Raw genomic sequence first — 14,827 nt, 5'->3', positions numbered from 1 at the left:
GGTTCGTTTCGACCGTTTCTCTTCTACTCGGCGACCCTACGAGAACTTCTTACGCGCGAACGTCGCGTCTATCGACGCCGCGAGCGACGTGAGCCGCTGGGCCGAATCTGAATACTGGAGTATCTTCTGCATGTCGCCGTCGAGTTCGAACTTTCCACTCATCAACCCCTGGATGATGTCGGTGTCGCCACGAAGGAGTTCCTCCCAGTCTTCGTTGTGGGCGGTGAGGTGGAAGCCGGCATCGACGGCGTCGGGACCGGAAATCAAGTCCGACCCGGTACATCGCCCGTCTTCCAGCCCGAGATACGCGTACCCCGTGTAGCCGGTCCCGATCTCGTTCATGTACTGGTCGAGTTCGTCGTGTAAGTACTCGGGCATCGAGTCGACGTCGAGGTCGTCGACGGGCATCTCGGTCATCTCGAACACGATGTCGCCGTCGAAACCGACGCCCCAGCCTTCGCTCATCTCGTTGTACTCTTCGTCGTCGTTGATGGTCTCCTCGTACCGGGAGAACCACGCCTGACTGGGAAAGTACAACGGATCTGGATAGTCATTGTCTGACATGCACGCTCGTCGAATATGCTCGTGGCGAACAGAATCAACGTTCTCCACCGTATCGGAGGTGATTTATTAGGTGGGGCGTCGTTCGTCCGAACCGACCGGTTCGTTCGGCCGAGATGAGGACGCGTCGACCGTCGTTGGCCCTATCTCTGTTCGGTTCGTCCGCATTCGCGGCAGCCCGAGTCGTATTCCCTGCGGTAAATTGACATACGCATCAGTGCTAGCGTTATAGCCGTGTGGCTACCACCAAAGAGACCTGTACAACGAGAAAAAGACAGATTTGTTATCTTAAAATACATTTAACACCTCCCTGTGAGTGGCCGGTAACGATGTCTAAAACTGAGCGGTCGCCGGAGATTCCCCGAACGGTCCCGAAACTCGAAGCCGAACTCATCCGCGACGCCTACGAGAGGACGCGACGAGGTGAGCGAACTGGCCTCGGTGAACGGAACGAGACGGACGACACGGTTCTCTCAGAGACGGAACGGCGGGATTTCTATCGACGTATTCTCGACGCCGGTGTCTCCAGCGAGACCCTCTCGAAACTCGGATTCGACGTGGACGAAGAAGAATCGGTGGTTCGACGCTAGACGAGTACGACTCGGACCAAAACGACGACCGTTTCGACGAACTGAAAAGTTTCGTTCGTTCGCTCGTCAGACCGTCGTGAGCGTGACCTCGTCCGTGGCTTTCGCGCCATCGTCGTCGTCGGTCACCTGAAGCGTGACCCGGTAGCTCCCACACTTGGATAGCGTCATCTCGGCGGTCTTCCCGCTCGTTTCGAACGACCCGTCGCCGTCGAGGTCCCACTGGTACGTGACGATCTTTCCGTCGCTGTCTTTCGATTTCGAGGCGTCGAACGTCAAAGTCTGGCCCTGTTCGAGCGAGCCATCCATCAGGTTGTCAGCCGACGTCTGGATTTTCGCGACGGGTGGTTCGTTCTCCTCTTTTTCCTCTCCCTCTTTTTCCTCTCCCTCTTTTTCTTCCTCTTTCTGCTCTTCTTTCTTTTCGTCTTCTTCTTTCTTCTCTTTCTCTTCTTTTTTCTCTTCCTCGTCCTCGTCGCTGTTCCCGTCGTCGGACGACGTGAGGACCTCTTCTTCGACGAGCTGTTGGACGATTTTCTCGTGCCACATCACGCGCTTGCTCAGTGAGGTATCCTGGGACGTAACTTCTGCGAGGAATCCGAAGGCGTCGGCATCCCGTGCCGCCTTGTGGACGATCAGTCCGGCCGGTTCGCTATCGCTAGAGGAGAACGCGCCCGTCTCGAACTCGTACTCGTCGCGCGAGACGTAGTTCCCGTTCAGATACTTTACCGCGCTCTCGGCATCCGCGAACGCCTTGTCGTCCCACGAACTGAAGATCACCTGGCCGACGCCGCCGTCTATGTCGCCATCGTAGATTCCGGTGGATTCGTGGAGGCCGACCACCACGTCCGGCTCGTACTCTTCGACGATTCCCCAGATGGCGCGAGCGAGTTCCGTCTCCGGTTCCTCGCCGGTCGGGAACTGACGGTTCAGGTCTGTCCCGTCGTCACTGTTCCGTGTACCGTCTTCAACTGCTTCGGCGTTCGCTTTCGGAATCGCCACCAGTGTTCCGCGTTCGATGTCCCACTCGGCGATTCGTTCTGCACTCTCGTAGCCGGCGTCCTCGTTCCCGTGAATACCCCCGACGACCATCGCAGTCGGTCCGGATTCGTTCGCCTTCGTCACGAACACGTCCGTCTCGTCCTCCGTTCCGCTCTGAATCGTAAACGAATCACGTGAAAGCGTCGTCGAGTCGCTCGCCGGTGTGGAACGGTCCACGACGCGCTGGTCGAGTACGCCCGCGAACACGACCTGAACCCGTCCATCGACGGCCGCATCGAACGTCCTCACTTCGATCCGCCGACGGTCCATTGAGGAGAACGGAGCGACGTGTTTTCGACTACTCCAGTGCGCTTCCGGCCCGAATCACCCGCTTCTCGCCGAACTTCGGCCCGATGAACTGCACGCCGACGGGGAGGCCGTCGGTGTCGCCCGCCGGAACCGAGATGGCGGGCAGATTGGCGAGGTTCACGGGGACGGTGTTGGCGTCCGTGAGGTACATCTGAAGCGGGTCGTCCAGACTCTCGCCGAGTTCGAACGGGGGTGTCGGCATGGTCGGACTGGCGAGCACGTCCACGTCCTCGAAAGCGGAATCGAAGTCCTGTTTGACCCAGGCACGAGCGTCCTGTGCTTTCTTGTAGTACTTGTCGTGATACCCTGCCGAGAGGGCGTACGTTCCGAGCAGGATACGGCGTTTCACTTCGTCGCCGAAGGCCTCCTCGCGTGCCTCGGAGAACACCTCGTTCCAGTTGCCGTCGAACCCGCCGGAGTGGCCGTACCGCACGCCGTCGTAGCGCGCGAGGTTCGAGGACGCTTCGGACATGGCGATGACGTAGTAGGCTTCGACGGCGTGTTCGACTGACGGGAGCGAGACTTCGTGGACCGTCGCACCCTGCGATTCGAGGTCGTCCATCGCGGCCCAGAACTGTTCGACGACGCCCTCGTCGGCACCCTCGACCAGTTCGGTCGGGACGCCCACGTCGAGGCCCAACACGTCGCCGTCCGCCGCACTCGCGTAGTCGGCGTCTGCGCCCTCCGTTCGGGTCGTCGCGTCGTGTTCGTCCGGCCCGGCGACGACGTCGAGCAGTCCGGCGGCCGCCTCGACTGTCTCGGCGATGGGGCCTATCTGTTCGAGGCTGTTCGCGTACGCGACAAGCCCGTATCGCGAGACGAGTCCGTAGGTCGGTTTGATGCCCACCACGCCGCAGAACGCGGCGGGACAGCGAATCGACCCGCCAGTGTCGGTTCCCAGCGCCAGGTCTGCCTCGCCTGCCGCGACGGCGGCGGCGCTCCCGCCGGAGGAACCGCCCGCGACACGTCCCTCGGCCACGGGATTTTCGGTCGGCCCGAAGGCGGACGTCTCGGTGGTCGTCCCCATACCGAACTCGTCCATGTTCGCCTTGCCGACGATGGTCGCCCCGGCGTCTTTGAGCCTCGTGACGACGGTCGCGTCGTACGGTGGAACGTAGTCTTCGAGCATCGCGGACCCACAGGTCGTGCGGACGCCCTCGGTGCTGATGTTGTCCTTGACGGCGACCGTCGCCCCCGCCAGGGGGCCGTCCCCGTCGCCGTCGATGGTCGTTTCGGTGATGAACGCGTTGTAGCTCATGAGACGTTCGGCCCTTTGAAGTAACCGTCTTCGGACTCCGGTGCGTTCTCGAGTGCTGCGTCCTGTTCGAGACTCGCTCTCACTTCGTCCTCGCGCATGACGTTCACGAGGTCCGGTTCACGTTTGACCTCCGGTACTTCGTCTAGCGTCTCGAAGTAGCCCAGAATGTCCGCGAACTGGCCGGCGAACCGCTCGGCCTCCTCGTCGGAGATGCCGACGCGGGCCAACCGTGCGACGTGACGAACCTCGTCGGGGCCGGGAGACGTATCGCTCATATGTTGACGAACCCCCGGACGAGCGGTAAGGGTTTCGATACTCTCTCCCGTCACATTGATAAAGCCGGGCAGAACGCGAGTCGTGCAGAGATTTCGAATACTGTATCTTCCCCGCGAACTACCGATGATTCTTCGGTTTCTCGACCGAGAAAATCACTCGCTGTACCCACTGGACTTAAGTAGCTGGGAGTGCTACACCATACGTCTATCGATTCTCCATTTGACGAACCTCGTCTTTCCCTGCTAGCCCGTGCCCATGACTGATACACGTACCCGACCGGACAGAAACGAACACCGCACGCGCCCATGACTGATACACGAACTCGAACGAACGACGAGACGGAGACCAGTGGTGAGCGAACAGAGGAGCGAGCCGACGAGCGACAGCGGTGCCCCGAATGTGGGGGACACCTCGTGACCGACGAAGAGCGCGGCGAGCGAGTGTGTGGCGACTGTGGTCTCGTCGTCGAGGAAGACGCCGTCGACCGGGGGCCAGAGTGGCGCGCTTTCGACGCGACGGAACGCGACCAGAAATCGCGCGTCGGTGCGCCGACGACCACGATGATGCACGACAAGGGTCTCTCGACCAACATCGACTGGCGTGACCGCGACGCCTACGGTAACTCGCTGGGGTCGCGCCAGCGCGAGAAGATGCAGCGCCTGCGCAAGTGGAACGAGCGCTTCCGTACCCGCGACTCCAAAGAGCGCAACCTCAAACAGGCGCTCGGCGAAATCGACCGGATGGCGTCCGCGCTCGGCTTGCCCGACACCGTCCGCGAGACGGCCAGCGTCATCTACCGCCGTGCGCTCGACGAGAGCCTCCTTCCGGGGCGCTCTATCGAAGGCGTCGCGACCGCGTCGCTGTACGCCGCCGCGAGACAGGCACGCACCCCGCGCAGCCTGGACGAACTCACGGGCGTCTCGCGCGTCGAGAAAGACGAAATAGCCCGTACGTATCGCTACGTCGCCCGCGAACTCGGGCTCGAAATCGAACCCGCCGACCCGAAGAGCTACGTCCCCCGGTTCGCCTCGGAACTCGAGTTGTCCGACGAGACCGAGCGGCGAGCCCGGTCGCTGCTCGACTCGGCGACCGAACAGGGCATCCACAGCGGGAAGTCGCCGGTCGGGCTGGCGGCCGCCGCCGTCTACGCCGCCGCGCTCCTGACGAACGAGAAGACGACCCAGAGTGAGGTGAGCGATGTCGCGAACATCAGCGAGGTCACCATCCGCAACCGCTACCACGAACTGCTCGACGCCGAAGAGGGAACCGTCGCGCCGTGAGTCCGTCACTTTCGTTTTCTTCGTTCGTGTAACCGACGTCGGTCTCCGGAATCACTCCGAAACTGCGTCTAGTCCCGAACGCAACGCGGTTTTCAGCAGTTTCGCCTCGCCCTTCTGGAGATGTTCGGAGGCGGTGTTCGGAGCGCAGTCCAGTCGCTCGCTTACGCCCTCGTGCGTGGCGTTCCGCGGCTGGTCGTAGTACCCGAGTTCGAGAGCGGCCAGGATGGCTTCCCGCTGGCGGTCGCTGAGCGTCGAGACGGGTGACTCTCGACTGGCGTCGTACTCGCCGACGGCGTGTATCTCGACGTCGACGCTCGGGGGAAGGTCGGCGACGACGGACTGGAGGACGGATGCGCTTCCGACGATGCGTGCGTGAACGCGCCCGTCACGGTAGACGACACGCCCACTCGACCGTAAGCGGCAAGTGCCGTCTCCGTGCCACTCCACCATGGAAACCACGCGACACTTCACGGTGAGTACCTACGTCGTCTACGACGGCGAATGCCTGCTTCACGAACACGACCGACTCGGGATGTGGCTCCCGCCGGGCGGTCACCTCGACCGCGACGAACTTCCACGCGAGGCGGCGCTGCGCGAGGTTCGCGAGGAGACGGGACTGGACGTGGCGCTACTCGAACCGGAGACGAGCGTTTCGGCCGACTTCGGTCGAGAACTCCCTCCTGCAGAACACACCATGCTCTACGACGTCGATACGTTCGACGGCGACGTCGCCCACCAGCACGTCGACTTCGTCTACTACGGGGAGGCCCCGGACAGAACGCTGGCACCGGCCGACGGTGAGACGAACGGAGACGAATGGCGGTGGTTCACGTCGGACCAACTACGGGGTCACGACGGGATGACCGAAGAGGTCGTGACGCTCGGCGTCGAGGCGATAGAGCGCGTGGAACGTCGTCGCTGAGTGGGTTAGGCGGTGTATAATAAGGTCGGTTCGGTGGATTCTCGGTCGTATGAGCATCCTCGACCGGTTACAGCGACACTTCGCGGACGACGATGACGACGAACTCCGAGAGACCAATGTCTGTACGAGCTGTGGAAGGGCGTTCGATACGGAATCGAACCTCTGCCCCGACTGCGGAAGCGAACAAATCGTCACATCTACTCATCGATAAATACACTACGTGTCAATGTATATTTCCCGAGCATTCTGTCGTCTACTTCTCGACGCAAATTCTCCATGGGCTAAGAACGTCTGATTCGGCCGTTTGGCTCCTGCATAATAATACCATTTCTCCGTGATTGAACGATCAAGGATGATACTTATCAACAAAGTCGATGTACAGTCAGGGATGACGGAACCCGCGCGATTCGAGTGCAAGAGCTGTGGCGCGTCGTACGAACTCGACCGACAGTCGTGTGGCGAGTGTGGTGGCTGCTGTATCGGCTATCTTTCTGCGAGGAGAGAATCCCGCCGTTCACGGCGGGAGTGAATCCGTCAACTCTTTCCCAAACCACGCATCGACACTACTACAGATATTTAAGTAGTATCGGTTCATAATATGATGGACACCGAGGCGGTCACACCGCCCACTCAATTGCACAATATCGGGACTCCGAGGCCCAGAACGTTCGAGACACCCTCTCGAACCGCTGTGGTGTCTCGGTCAGCAAGATAACTCCGAGTCCCATGCCGGGATAGGAGTAACGGCGGTGTGGCCCCGCCATCGGCCTATCATACCGACAGGTCGTCAACCAGCAAATATCCCAAACCAGCGGTGCGGTGCCGTGGGAAGCCTCGCCGCTTACGGCGAGGAGGAGGTCACCACGACTCCTGGCTCGAACAAAAAATCGCGGGACGGACCCCTCGGTAGCCAACTCGTCTCGACCATCGCCTCGACGCCAGCAATCAATCCACTTGTGACCGGACGTACTTCGTCACGTGGTCGCCCATCCGGCGTTTGAATCCCGCCTGTCGCGCGAGTCTGTCGAGTTCTCGCGCCACGAGACTGCCGTACTGAACCGCTTTCTTGTCTCGTATCGCCACCTCGTCGGGGACGAACGCCCGTGCGGCCTCCCTCAGCGCCCACTTGCGCACCCCGCTCTCCGAGACGAGCATCGACCCCGACAACCGAAGTGCAGTTCGGACGACCCGGTCGTCCAGCAACGGCGCGACCGGGTCGACACCTGCGGCCCGAAGCGCGAGCACGTCACGGGCTAACTGTTCGGGAAGCGTCCAAAGCGTCTCGCGGGCCGCACCACGCACCGTCTCGGCCTCGACACGGTGGTCGCTGCGGGCGACCTTCTCGTACCCGCCGAACAGTTCGTCTGCACCCTGGCCGACCGCGAGTCGGTCGTATCCGTCAGCGGACGCGCGCTCGGCGGTCAGGAAGAGTGGGAGCGCGATCTGGAGGTCCATCGCGTTCGTTCGCCCGATGGCGCGGGCCACCTCGGGGACGGCGCGTTCAACGTCGTCGTGCGTGAGTTCGACCACCCGGACCTCCCGGTTCATCCGTGCTGCTGCCGTCTCGGCGGCCTCGACGTCGTGACTGTCCGGAAAGCCGGCCACGTACAGCGGGCAGTCGAACGCGCTGGCGACGACCGCAGAGTCGACGCCGCCCGAGAACGCCACCGCGAGGTCGTCCTCGTCGACGGCTGCCAGACTCGTCTCGATAGCCTCTTCGACCGTCGCGACTGCTCGGGATGGGTCCTCGAACACCGGCGGGTCGGGGAGGTGCCAGAGTCGTTCGTCCCCGTCCCGGGTGCGGGCGTGACCCGCTGGAACCGGGTCGGGATCGTCCAGGTCGGTCGGGTCGAAACTCCACGTCGTCGCGTCGTCGGATTCGGAAAACAGCGGATAGCGACCCAGCACGTCACGGACGAGTCGGCCATCGAGTTCGCCTGCGAATCCGCGCGTCCCCGGCAGTGGCTCGCCGGTTTCGATGGCTCGACGGACGAGCGTCGGTGATGCACCCTGCATCAGCCGATGAACTGCGCGACGCGGTTAATGACTCGGCGTTTCGCGCCGCCCGCGGCCTGGCGGAAACTGATGCGCCACGGCGTTCGCTTGCCCTGGATTTCTGTCCGTCCATCCGCGATAGCATCGAGGATGGCCTTGGTGTCGCGGGCCGCGTCTATCCTCGTCACGGCCTGTCCGACCATCTCGCTGATGTGGGCGTCGCTGCCTGCCGTCATCGGCACTCCGTGCTTGCGGGCGAACTCTTTCGCCTTGCGGTTGCCACGCCCGGTCAGCAGGCGCGAGTTGTACACCTCGATGGCGTCCGCTTCGGCGAGTTCGGTTCGACTGATGTTGGGTGCGACGCCGCTCCGCGATTTCTGAAAAGGGTGGGGAACGACGGCGACGCCACCCTGTCTTCTGATTCGGTCGAGCGTCTCTCCGAACGGCAAACCGGGCTGAATGCGCTCTTCGACGCCCAGTCCGAGGACGTGTCCGGCGCGGGTCGTGATTTCGAGTCCGGGAATCCCGACCAGTCCGTACTCGGGAGCGAGTGCGGCGGCATCGAGACTCGCGTCGATCTGGTCGTGGTCAGTGATGGCGATAGCGTCGAGACCGACGGCTTTCGCCTGTTCTAAGATGAGGTCTACCGGGTCACGGCCATCGTGTGAGAGGGCGGAGTGACAGTGCAACTCGACCGAAAGCACGAGTGAACCTTTGAATGGTGGGGGGAAAAACGCCTCGGTCTCCACCGGAGCGGACGGTAACGCGGGGTAAACCGACGGCGAACCTCTATACCCGGTCGACAGTGGACGACGGTTCTGAGGCAAGTCGAAGGGCGTTCGGCGTTCTCTTACCGTGTCGCTCGAACTGACTTCGCCGCCCGGATTCGAGAAGCACGTTCGTGCATATGGAAAGGCATTAATCCGCCCTGTCTGTACAGAACAGTGAATGAGTCTCTCCGAGTCCGACCGTGAACTGGTCGTCGCCGAACTCGACCGCGACCCGACGCTGGCCGAGGAAGCGCTGTTCGAGAACCTCTGGAGCGAACACTGTGCGTATCGTTCGTCGCGCCCGTTGTTGACCGCGTTCGACTCCGAAAGCGAGGACGTCGTCGTGGGTCCCGGCGACGACGCCGCGGTCGTCGCGCTTCCGTCGCCTGGCACCGACTCCACTCGCGGCGATGGCCGCGCAGAGGATTCCACTTACATCACGATGGGCATCGAGAGCCACAACCACCCCTCCTACGTCGATCCCTACGACGGCGCGGCGACGGGCGTGGGCGGTATCGTCCGCGACACGCTCTCGATGGGGGCCTATCCCATCGCACTCGCGGATAGCCTCTACTTCGGCGGGTTCGACCGCGAACATTCCCGCTATCTGCTCGAGGGCGTGGTCGAAGGTATCGCCGACTACGGCAACTCCATCGGCGTCCCGACGGTGGCGGGAAGCACGCAGTTCCACCCCGACTACGAGGGCAATCCCCTCGTCAACGTCGCCTGCGTCGGTCTCCTCTCGGCCGACCGCCTCATCACGGCGAACGCACAGGAGGCGGGCAACAAACTCGTCCTGGTCGGCAACGCGACCGGTCGGGACGGACTCGGCGGCGCGAGTTTCGCCAGCGAAGACCTCTCGGAGGACGCCGAGACGGAAGACCGGCCCGCAGTGCAGGTCGGCGACCCCTACACCGAGAAACTGCTCATCGAGGCGAACGAGGAACTCGTCGATGGCGGCCTCGTGGAATCGGCCCGCGATCTCGGCGCGGCAGGACTGGGCGGTGCGTCCAGTGAGTTGGTAGCGAAGGGTGGTCTCGGTGCCGACATCGAACTCGACCGCGTCCACCAGCGCGAACCGAACATGAACGCACTGGAGATTCTACTCGCGGAGTCCCAGGAGCGAATGTGCTACGAGGTGCGCCCGGAGAACGTCGACGCAGTCGACGAAATCGCGGAGAAGTACGACCTCGGCTGTTCGGTCATCGGCGACGTGACCGAGGGCAACTACGTCTGTACCTTCGAGGGCGAGACGGTCGTCGACGTGCCGGCCGAGTTCATCGGTGACGGCGCGCCGATGAACGACCTGCCCGCGACGGAACCCACGCAACCCGAGCGCGACCTGCCCGAGACGAACGTACACGAGGCGTTCGAGGCGGTCGTCGGTTCACCCAACTGCGCGAGCAAACGCTGGGTGTACCGACAGTACGACCACGAGGTGCAGACGCGAACCGCGATGCCCCCCGGCGACGACTCGGCTGTCCTGGCGATTCGACGGGCAGAACTCGGCCTCGCCTTCTCCGCGGGTGCGAACCCCCACTGGACGACCACCGCACCCTACGATGGTGCCCGTGCAGTCGCACTGGAGAACGCGACGAACCTCGCGGTGAAAGGCGCGACCCCCCTCGCCGCTGTCGACTGCCTGAACGGCGGCAACCCCGAGAAGCCAGACGTGTACGGCGGTTTCAAGGCCATCGTCGACGGACTCGCGGACATGTGCAGTGAACTCGCCGTTCCCGTGGTCGGCGGAAACGTCTCGCTGTACAACGACTCCCCGAGCGGGCCGATTCCGCCGACCCCGACGCTGGCGATGACGGGCACGACCGCCGACTACGACGCCCCGCCCACCGAACTCGCTGGTGAGGGTACCCTGCTGCTCGTCGGCGAACCAGCCGGTGCGCTCGGCGGGTCGGAGTACCTCGCACAGGTCGGCGGGAGCGACCGATTCCCGGAACTCCCCGAGAACCCGACCGAAATCGTCGCCGGACTGCGCGAAGTCGCCACGCAGGACGCGACGCTCGCGGTCCACGACGTGAGCGACGGCGGCCTCGCGGTGACGCTGGCCGAGATGGTCTCCGAGGACGCGGGGGCCTCGGTAACGCTCGACTCCGGAGTGACGCCCGCAGAACGGCTGTTCAACGAACTGCCGGGCCGTGCAGTGGTCGAGACGACCGACCCTGAGGTTGTGTTCCGCGCGTTCGAGGACGTCGCGCCGGTCATCGAACTCGGTTCCGCGAACGATTCCGGCACGCTCCAGGTCGAAGTCGGCGACGACTGGCTACGCTACTCGGCCGACGAGATTGCGGGACTGCGAAACGTACTCGCGCGAGAACTGGACTGAGAGACGAATTGATTCGCGCTCGGACGACGGCGGCGTCTCACCGGCAGTCGGGCCCTAAAAGAGCAAGAACGGAACGCCGAACGTGATGGCCAGTCCCACGACGAACACGAGCAGGCCAGTCGTCACCTGGCTCATCGTAAAGTCCTGTTGTGGGGCCGTCACTCGCTCTATCTCTCCGCGTTCGTATTCGTGACCACTCATACGCCGACATCTGTCTGCCCGGTACTTCGGTGTATCGGTGTCCGTGTCGCGTTCGGAGAACGACCGAACTGAGACGGTAGATGGTTCTCTGAGGCGGGTGTCGACGACGTAATCGTATCTTCGAACGCCCGGTCCTCCCCTCGAACGTTCCTGGACGGTCACGGTCGTTCGACCGTCCCTCGATCTGGTTCGTTTCGAGGACGTGAACACCCGTCGGACTCACCGGCCCTACTCTCTCCCTACCGCTGTCCCACAAACCGACTCCTTTTGACGCCCGCCTCCCTACCGTCTCCCAATCGATGACCCTCACCAAGCGAATCATCCCGTGCATCGACGTGGACGTGGACGAGGACGGGACGCCGGCGGTCTACACCGGCGTCAACTTCGAAGACCTCCAGTACACCGGCGACCCGGTGGAGATGGCACGCCAGTACAACGAAGCGGGCGCGGACGAGTTCGTCTTCCTCGACATCACCGCCAGCGCGGAGGGACGCGAGACAATGCTCGACGTGGTCTCCGAGGTGGCCGACGAAGTGTTCATCCCCCTCACCGTCGGGGGTGGCATCCGCACGCGCGAAGACATCAAAGAGACTCTGCGTGCGGGGGCGGACAAGGTGTCCATCAACACCGCCGCACTGGAGCGCCCGGAACTCATCACCGAAGGTGCGACGGCGTTCGGCAACCAGTGTATCGTCATCAGCGTGGACGCGAAACGGCGATTCAACGAGGGTGGCGAACACTACGCGCAGGTCGACGGCGAATCCTGCTGGTTCGAGTGTACGGTTAAGGGTGGCCGCGAGGGAACCGGCGTGGACGTCGTCGAGTGGGCCAGAGAGGCGGAATCACGCGGTGCGGGTGAACTGTTCGTCAACTCTATCGACGCCGACGGGACGAAAGACGGCTACGACGTCCCGCTGACGAAGGCGGTCTGCGACGCCGTCTCGACGCCGGTCATCGCCTCCTCGGGTTGTGGCGGGCCGGAAGACGCCTACGAGGTGTTCACCGAGGCGAACGCGGACGCTGCGCTCGCGGCCTCTATCTTCCACTTCGGCGAGTACTCGATTCGGGAGGTCAAGGAGTATCTCGCGGAGCGCGACGTTCCGGTCCGGTTGTAACACAAAACTTATTCTCGGAAGCCAACAGGTGTGGGTATGCAACGTCGTGCCCTCCTCTCGGCCTGTGGAACGCTTCTGATCGCCGGTTGCGTCGGTGACGAGACTGGTACACAGAAAACGACCGGTGAAACGACGCGGTCGACCACTGGGACGACGGACCGTCCCAAAACCAGTACGACGCCCACATCCACGACGACCCGCAGTACCTGTACGGCCCGAGGGTCGGTCGACCCGACCGACCACGTCCTCGATGCGAGTGGGTGTGCGGCCGAGTCCGTCTATATTACGCTGGAGTTCGGGCGAGGTGACCCCTGTCACGCCTATCTCCTGTTGGATGTCGACCAGGGGAGTGGTACGGCGCAACTCGGCGAGGCGGACGTGACCACACTCCCGGAACTCCAGAACGCGGTCGCGTATCTCGGTCCGGATTCGAAGAGCGTTCGCGTTCGGACGAGCAAACGTCGCACCGACGAGGTGTTCGACCACCTCGACTCGCTCGCCGAGGAGTACGATAGCTCGACGCAGTTCGCGTTCGACGGTCGAACGTTCACCCTCACCGTGATGGTCGAGGATTGTGTCGTGACGACCGATACGACGGAGAATTAGGCCGCGGTCTGGAACGCCTCGCGAAAGGCGTTCGCTTTGTCTTTGATGTTCTGCGCGCCAGCCTCCAGTGCGTCGAGGGGGTCGGTGCCGTCCTCGGTCTTGAGACTGAGAATCGGGTCGGTCTGACCGCCGGACTGCTCGGGGTTCACGTCGTAGGTGGCGGCAGCCACGCCCTCGGTTTCGAGGAGCGCACCCTTGAGCACGTTCATGAACGTGTGGTTCTCGCCCCCGATTTCTATCTGGAGTTCGGTGTCGCTCTTCTCGATAACCCGCAGTTCCATACTCCCGAATTCTGCGTTGTCGCGTTTCAATCTTGCGAAGCGTGCGTTTCACGTCGTCTCGTCGGCCGCGTCGCTACCGATTAGTCCCGTTCGTAGAAACGCGGTCTACCTCTTTCACCACAGCGCCCGTGACGGTCCGATGGTGAGACTCGTCTTCGGCGACGCTGTCGCCTCGGTTCGGGTCTCCTGATTGGGGCGACCGAATACCCGCGAGAGAAGGGTCGTCGGCCGTCGAGTCGCCGACCTGCGTCGCTCGATACCGTCGTACTCGGCGACCGGAACGAAAAGAAGGCCGTTTAGACCGCCATCTCTGCGCCGACGTACAGCACGACGACGAGGAATATCCAGACGGCGTCCACGAAGTGCCAGTACATCGAGACTGTACTGACCGACACGTGGCGTTCCGCGGAGTACTGCCCGTACAGCGCCCGCACGAAGACGATGCCGATGAGCACCGCACCCATGCTCACGTGGAGGCCGTGGAGACCCGTCAGCCCGAAGAAGGCGCTGTTGAAGACGCCGCCCGTGAGCGTGAAGCCGTGGTGGACGATGAACTCGTAGTATTCGAGCACTTGTCCGCCGATGAAGACGATACCGAGCAGGAGCGTCAGTCCGAGTCCGGTGATGAATCGACTGTGATTGCCCTTCCGCAGTTCGACGTGCGCCCAGTGGAGGGTGATACTGCTGATGACCAGGATGATGGTGTTGACGAGCACGAGCGAACTCAGCAGTTCGCCGATTCCGCCGCCCATCGGTATCAGTTCCGGGAGTTCGTCACCCGTCGGGGGCCACGTGCCCGCCCGGATGAAGAAGTAGTAGACGAACCCTGCGCCGAACGTCGCTAGCTCCGACCCGAGGAACGCTATCATCCCCCAGCGGAGTGCGTTCGCGCCCGCTTCGTGCGTGTCTCGGCTCCAGAAGTGCTTGACGAACGCGTGGTACACCCAGCCGTACAGTCCCGCGAGGAAGACGAACGCGCTGGCGATGAACACTGCTGGTCCCACCGTCGGGCCGACGAGACTGTTCTCTCCGCTCCCAAGGATGAACAGTGCAGCACCGACGTAGAATCCTGCCCCGCCGATGGCGGTGATGAATGGCCACCACGACGCCTCGCCGAAGCCTTTCGGCCAGTCCTCGACGGCCGGGAGGTGATGTCCGTGCTCCTCTGTCGAATCGTCCGTTACCGTCATACAGAGAGCGTTACGGTTCGACTACTAAAAATGCACCCAAAACCCTCCGCCGTTTCGTCGGCGATGGAACGGTGACCGGAAGCGCGGCCGCTACCGA

The 14,827-nt window shown here is 62.8% G+C and carries 17 protein-coding genes; 7 read left to right on the top strand and 10 right to left on the bottom strand.

Translation table 11 applies throughout. The features are described from left to right. Positions 1-36 precede the first annotated feature (36 nt). Positions 37-564 (bottom strand): SCP2 sterol-binding domain-containing protein, encoded by a 528-nt coding sequence (locus ACR3FF_RS01915; RefSeq protein WP_458185542.1) that lies wholly within the window; start codon positions 562-564, stop codon positions 37-39. 326 nt (positions 565-890) lie between these two features. Here ACR3FF_RS01915 and ACR3FF_RS01910 point away from each other — a divergent pair, with 326 nt between their 5' ends. Further along, a complete protein-coding gene (locus tag ACR3FF_RS01910) occupies positions 891-1,151 on the top strand; it encodes a hypothetical protein (RefSeq protein ID WP_458185540.1) in 261 nt (86 codons plus the stop codon). A 66-nt stretch (positions 1,152-1,217) separates the two neighbouring features. Here ACR3FF_RS01910 and ACR3FF_RS01905 read toward each other — a convergent pair whose 3' ends face one another. From ACR3FF_RS01905 to gatC, 3 genes are read right to left on the bottom strand one after another with little or no spacing between them, the layout of a single operon-like run. Then, positions 1,218-2,456 carry a PKD domain-containing protein gene (locus tag ACR3FF_RS01905; RefSeq protein WP_458185539.1) on the bottom strand — a complete coding sequence of 413 codons (1,239 nt, stop codon included), beginning with the start codon at positions 2,454-2,456 and terminating at the stop codon, positions 1,218-1,220. Between the two features lie 28 nt (positions 2,457-2,484). Continuing rightward, on the bottom strand, positions 2,485-3,753 hold the full coding sequence (gene gatA, locus ACR3FF_RS01900; protein WP_458185537.1) for an Asp-tRNA(Asn)/Glu-tRNA(Gln) amidotransferase subunit GatA: 1,269 nt from the start codon (positions 3,751-3,753) through the stop codon (positions 2,485-2,487). Next, positions 3,750-4,028: an Asp-tRNA(Asn)/Glu-tRNA(Gln) amidotransferase subunit GatC gene (gatC, locus tag ACR3FF_RS01895; RefSeq protein WP_458185535.1), complete on the bottom strand. Its 279-nt coding sequence runs from the start codon at positions 4,026-4,028 to the stop codon at positions 3,750-3,752. The genes gatA and gatC overlap by 4 nt, the downstream gene beginning before the upstream one ends. Before the next feature lie 306 nt (positions 4,029-4,334). Between gatC and ACR3FF_RS01890 the strand changes: the two genes are divergently transcribed. After that, positions 4,335-5,309, top strand: coding sequence for a transcription initiation factor IIB (locus ACR3FF_RS01890; protein WP_458185534.1), 975 nt, complete (start codon positions 4,335-4,337; stop codon positions 5,307-5,309). Between the two features lie 51 nt (positions 5,310-5,360). Here ACR3FF_RS01890 and ACR3FF_RS01885 read toward each other — a convergent pair whose 3' ends face one another. Next, a complete protein-coding gene (locus ACR3FF_RS01885; protein WP_458185532.1) occupies positions 5,361-5,759 on the bottom strand; it encodes a helix-turn-helix domain-containing protein in 399 nt (132 codons plus the stop codon). Between ACR3FF_RS01885 and ACR3FF_RS01880 the strand changes: the two genes are divergently transcribed. Both ACR3FF_RS01880 and ACR3FF_RS01875 read left to right on the top strand, forming a co-directional pair. Then, positions 5,758-6,231, top strand: a complete 474-nt coding sequence (locus ACR3FF_RS01880) for an NUDIX hydrolase (protein WP_458185531.1) — start codon at positions 5,758-5,760, stop codon at positions 6,229-6,231. The two genes, ACR3FF_RS01885 and ACR3FF_RS01880, sit on opposite strands and share 2 nt — an antisense overlap. A gap of 49 nt (positions 6,232-6,280) precedes the next feature. Next, the gene (locus ACR3FF_RS01875; RefSeq protein ID WP_458185529.1) at positions 6,281-6,442 is read left to right on the top strand and encodes a hypothetical protein; all 162 of its coding nucleotides are present in this window, start codon (positions 6,281-6,283) and stop codon (positions 6,440-6,442) included. Positions 6,443-7,176: 734 nt separating this feature from the next. On the opposite strand, the gene ACR3FF_RS01870 is transcribed toward ACR3FF_RS01875, so the two are convergent. Together ACR3FF_RS01870 and ACR3FF_RS01865 are read right to left on the bottom strand one after the other, a co-directional pair. After that, positions 7,177-8,247: an asparagine synthase C-terminal domain-containing protein gene (locus ACR3FF_RS01870; RefSeq protein WP_458185528.1), complete on the bottom strand. Its 1,071-nt coding sequence runs from the start codon at positions 8,245-8,247 to the stop codon at positions 7,177-7,179. After that, a complete protein-coding gene (locus ACR3FF_RS01865; RefSeq protein ID WP_458185526.1) occupies positions 8,247-8,930 on the bottom strand; it encodes a PHP domain-containing protein in 684 nt (227 codons plus the stop codon). The genes ACR3FF_RS01870 and ACR3FF_RS01865 overlap by 1 nt, the downstream gene beginning before the upstream one ends. 244 nt (positions 8,931-9,174) lie before the next feature. Between ACR3FF_RS01865 and purL the strand changes: the two genes are divergently transcribed. After that, on the top strand, positions 9,175-11,337 hold the full coding sequence (gene purL / locus ACR3FF_RS01860; RefSeq protein WP_458185524.1) for a phosphoribosylformylglycinamidine synthase subunit PurL: 2,163 nt from the start codon (positions 9,175-9,177) through the stop codon (positions 11,335-11,337). Positions 11,338-11,391: 54 nt separating this feature from the next. On the opposite strand, the gene ACR3FF_RS01855 is transcribed toward purL, so the two are convergent. Continuing rightward, positions 11,392-11,538: a DUF7550 family protein gene (locus tag ACR3FF_RS01855; RefSeq protein WP_458185522.1), complete on the bottom strand. Its 147-nt coding sequence runs from the start codon at positions 11,536-11,538 to the stop codon at positions 11,392-11,394. Between the two features lie 299 nt (positions 11,539-11,837). Between ACR3FF_RS01855 and hisF the strand changes: the two genes are divergently transcribed. Both hisF and ACR3FF_RS01845 read left to right on the top strand, forming a co-directional pair. Next, positions 11,838-12,653, top strand: coding sequence for an imidazole glycerol phosphate synthase subunit HisF (hisF, locus tag ACR3FF_RS01850; protein ID WP_458185520.1), 816 nt, complete (start codon positions 11,838-11,840; stop codon positions 12,651-12,653). A gap of 36 nt (positions 12,654-12,689) precedes the next feature. Beyond that, positions 12,690-13,259: a hypothetical protein gene (locus ACR3FF_RS01845; RefSeq protein ID WP_458185518.1), complete on the top strand. Its 570-nt coding sequence runs from the start codon at positions 12,690-12,692 to the stop codon at positions 13,257-13,259. On the opposite strand, the gene ACR3FF_RS01840 is transcribed toward ACR3FF_RS01845, so the two are convergent. Continuing rightward, on the bottom strand, positions 13,256-13,540 hold the full coding sequence (locus ACR3FF_RS01840) for a DNA-directed RNA polymerase subunit L (protein ID WP_458185516.1): 285 nt from the start codon (positions 13,538-13,540) through the stop codon (positions 13,256-13,258). The genes ACR3FF_RS01845 and ACR3FF_RS01840 overlap by 4 nt on opposite strands. Positions 13,541-13,836: 296 nt before the next feature. Next, positions 13,837-14,730 (bottom strand): cytochrome c oxidase subunit 3, encoded by an 894-nt coding sequence (locus ACR3FF_RS01835; RefSeq protein ID WP_458185514.1) that lies wholly within the window; start codon positions 14,728-14,730, stop codon positions 13,837-13,839. Positions 14,731-14,827: the final 97 nt, after the last annotated feature.

The organism is Haladaptatus ordinarius, from assembly GCF_054177595.1.
The sequence above is the reverse complement of the archived record's forward strand: the minus strand, read 5'-3'. Positions and strand labels throughout refer to the sequence as shown.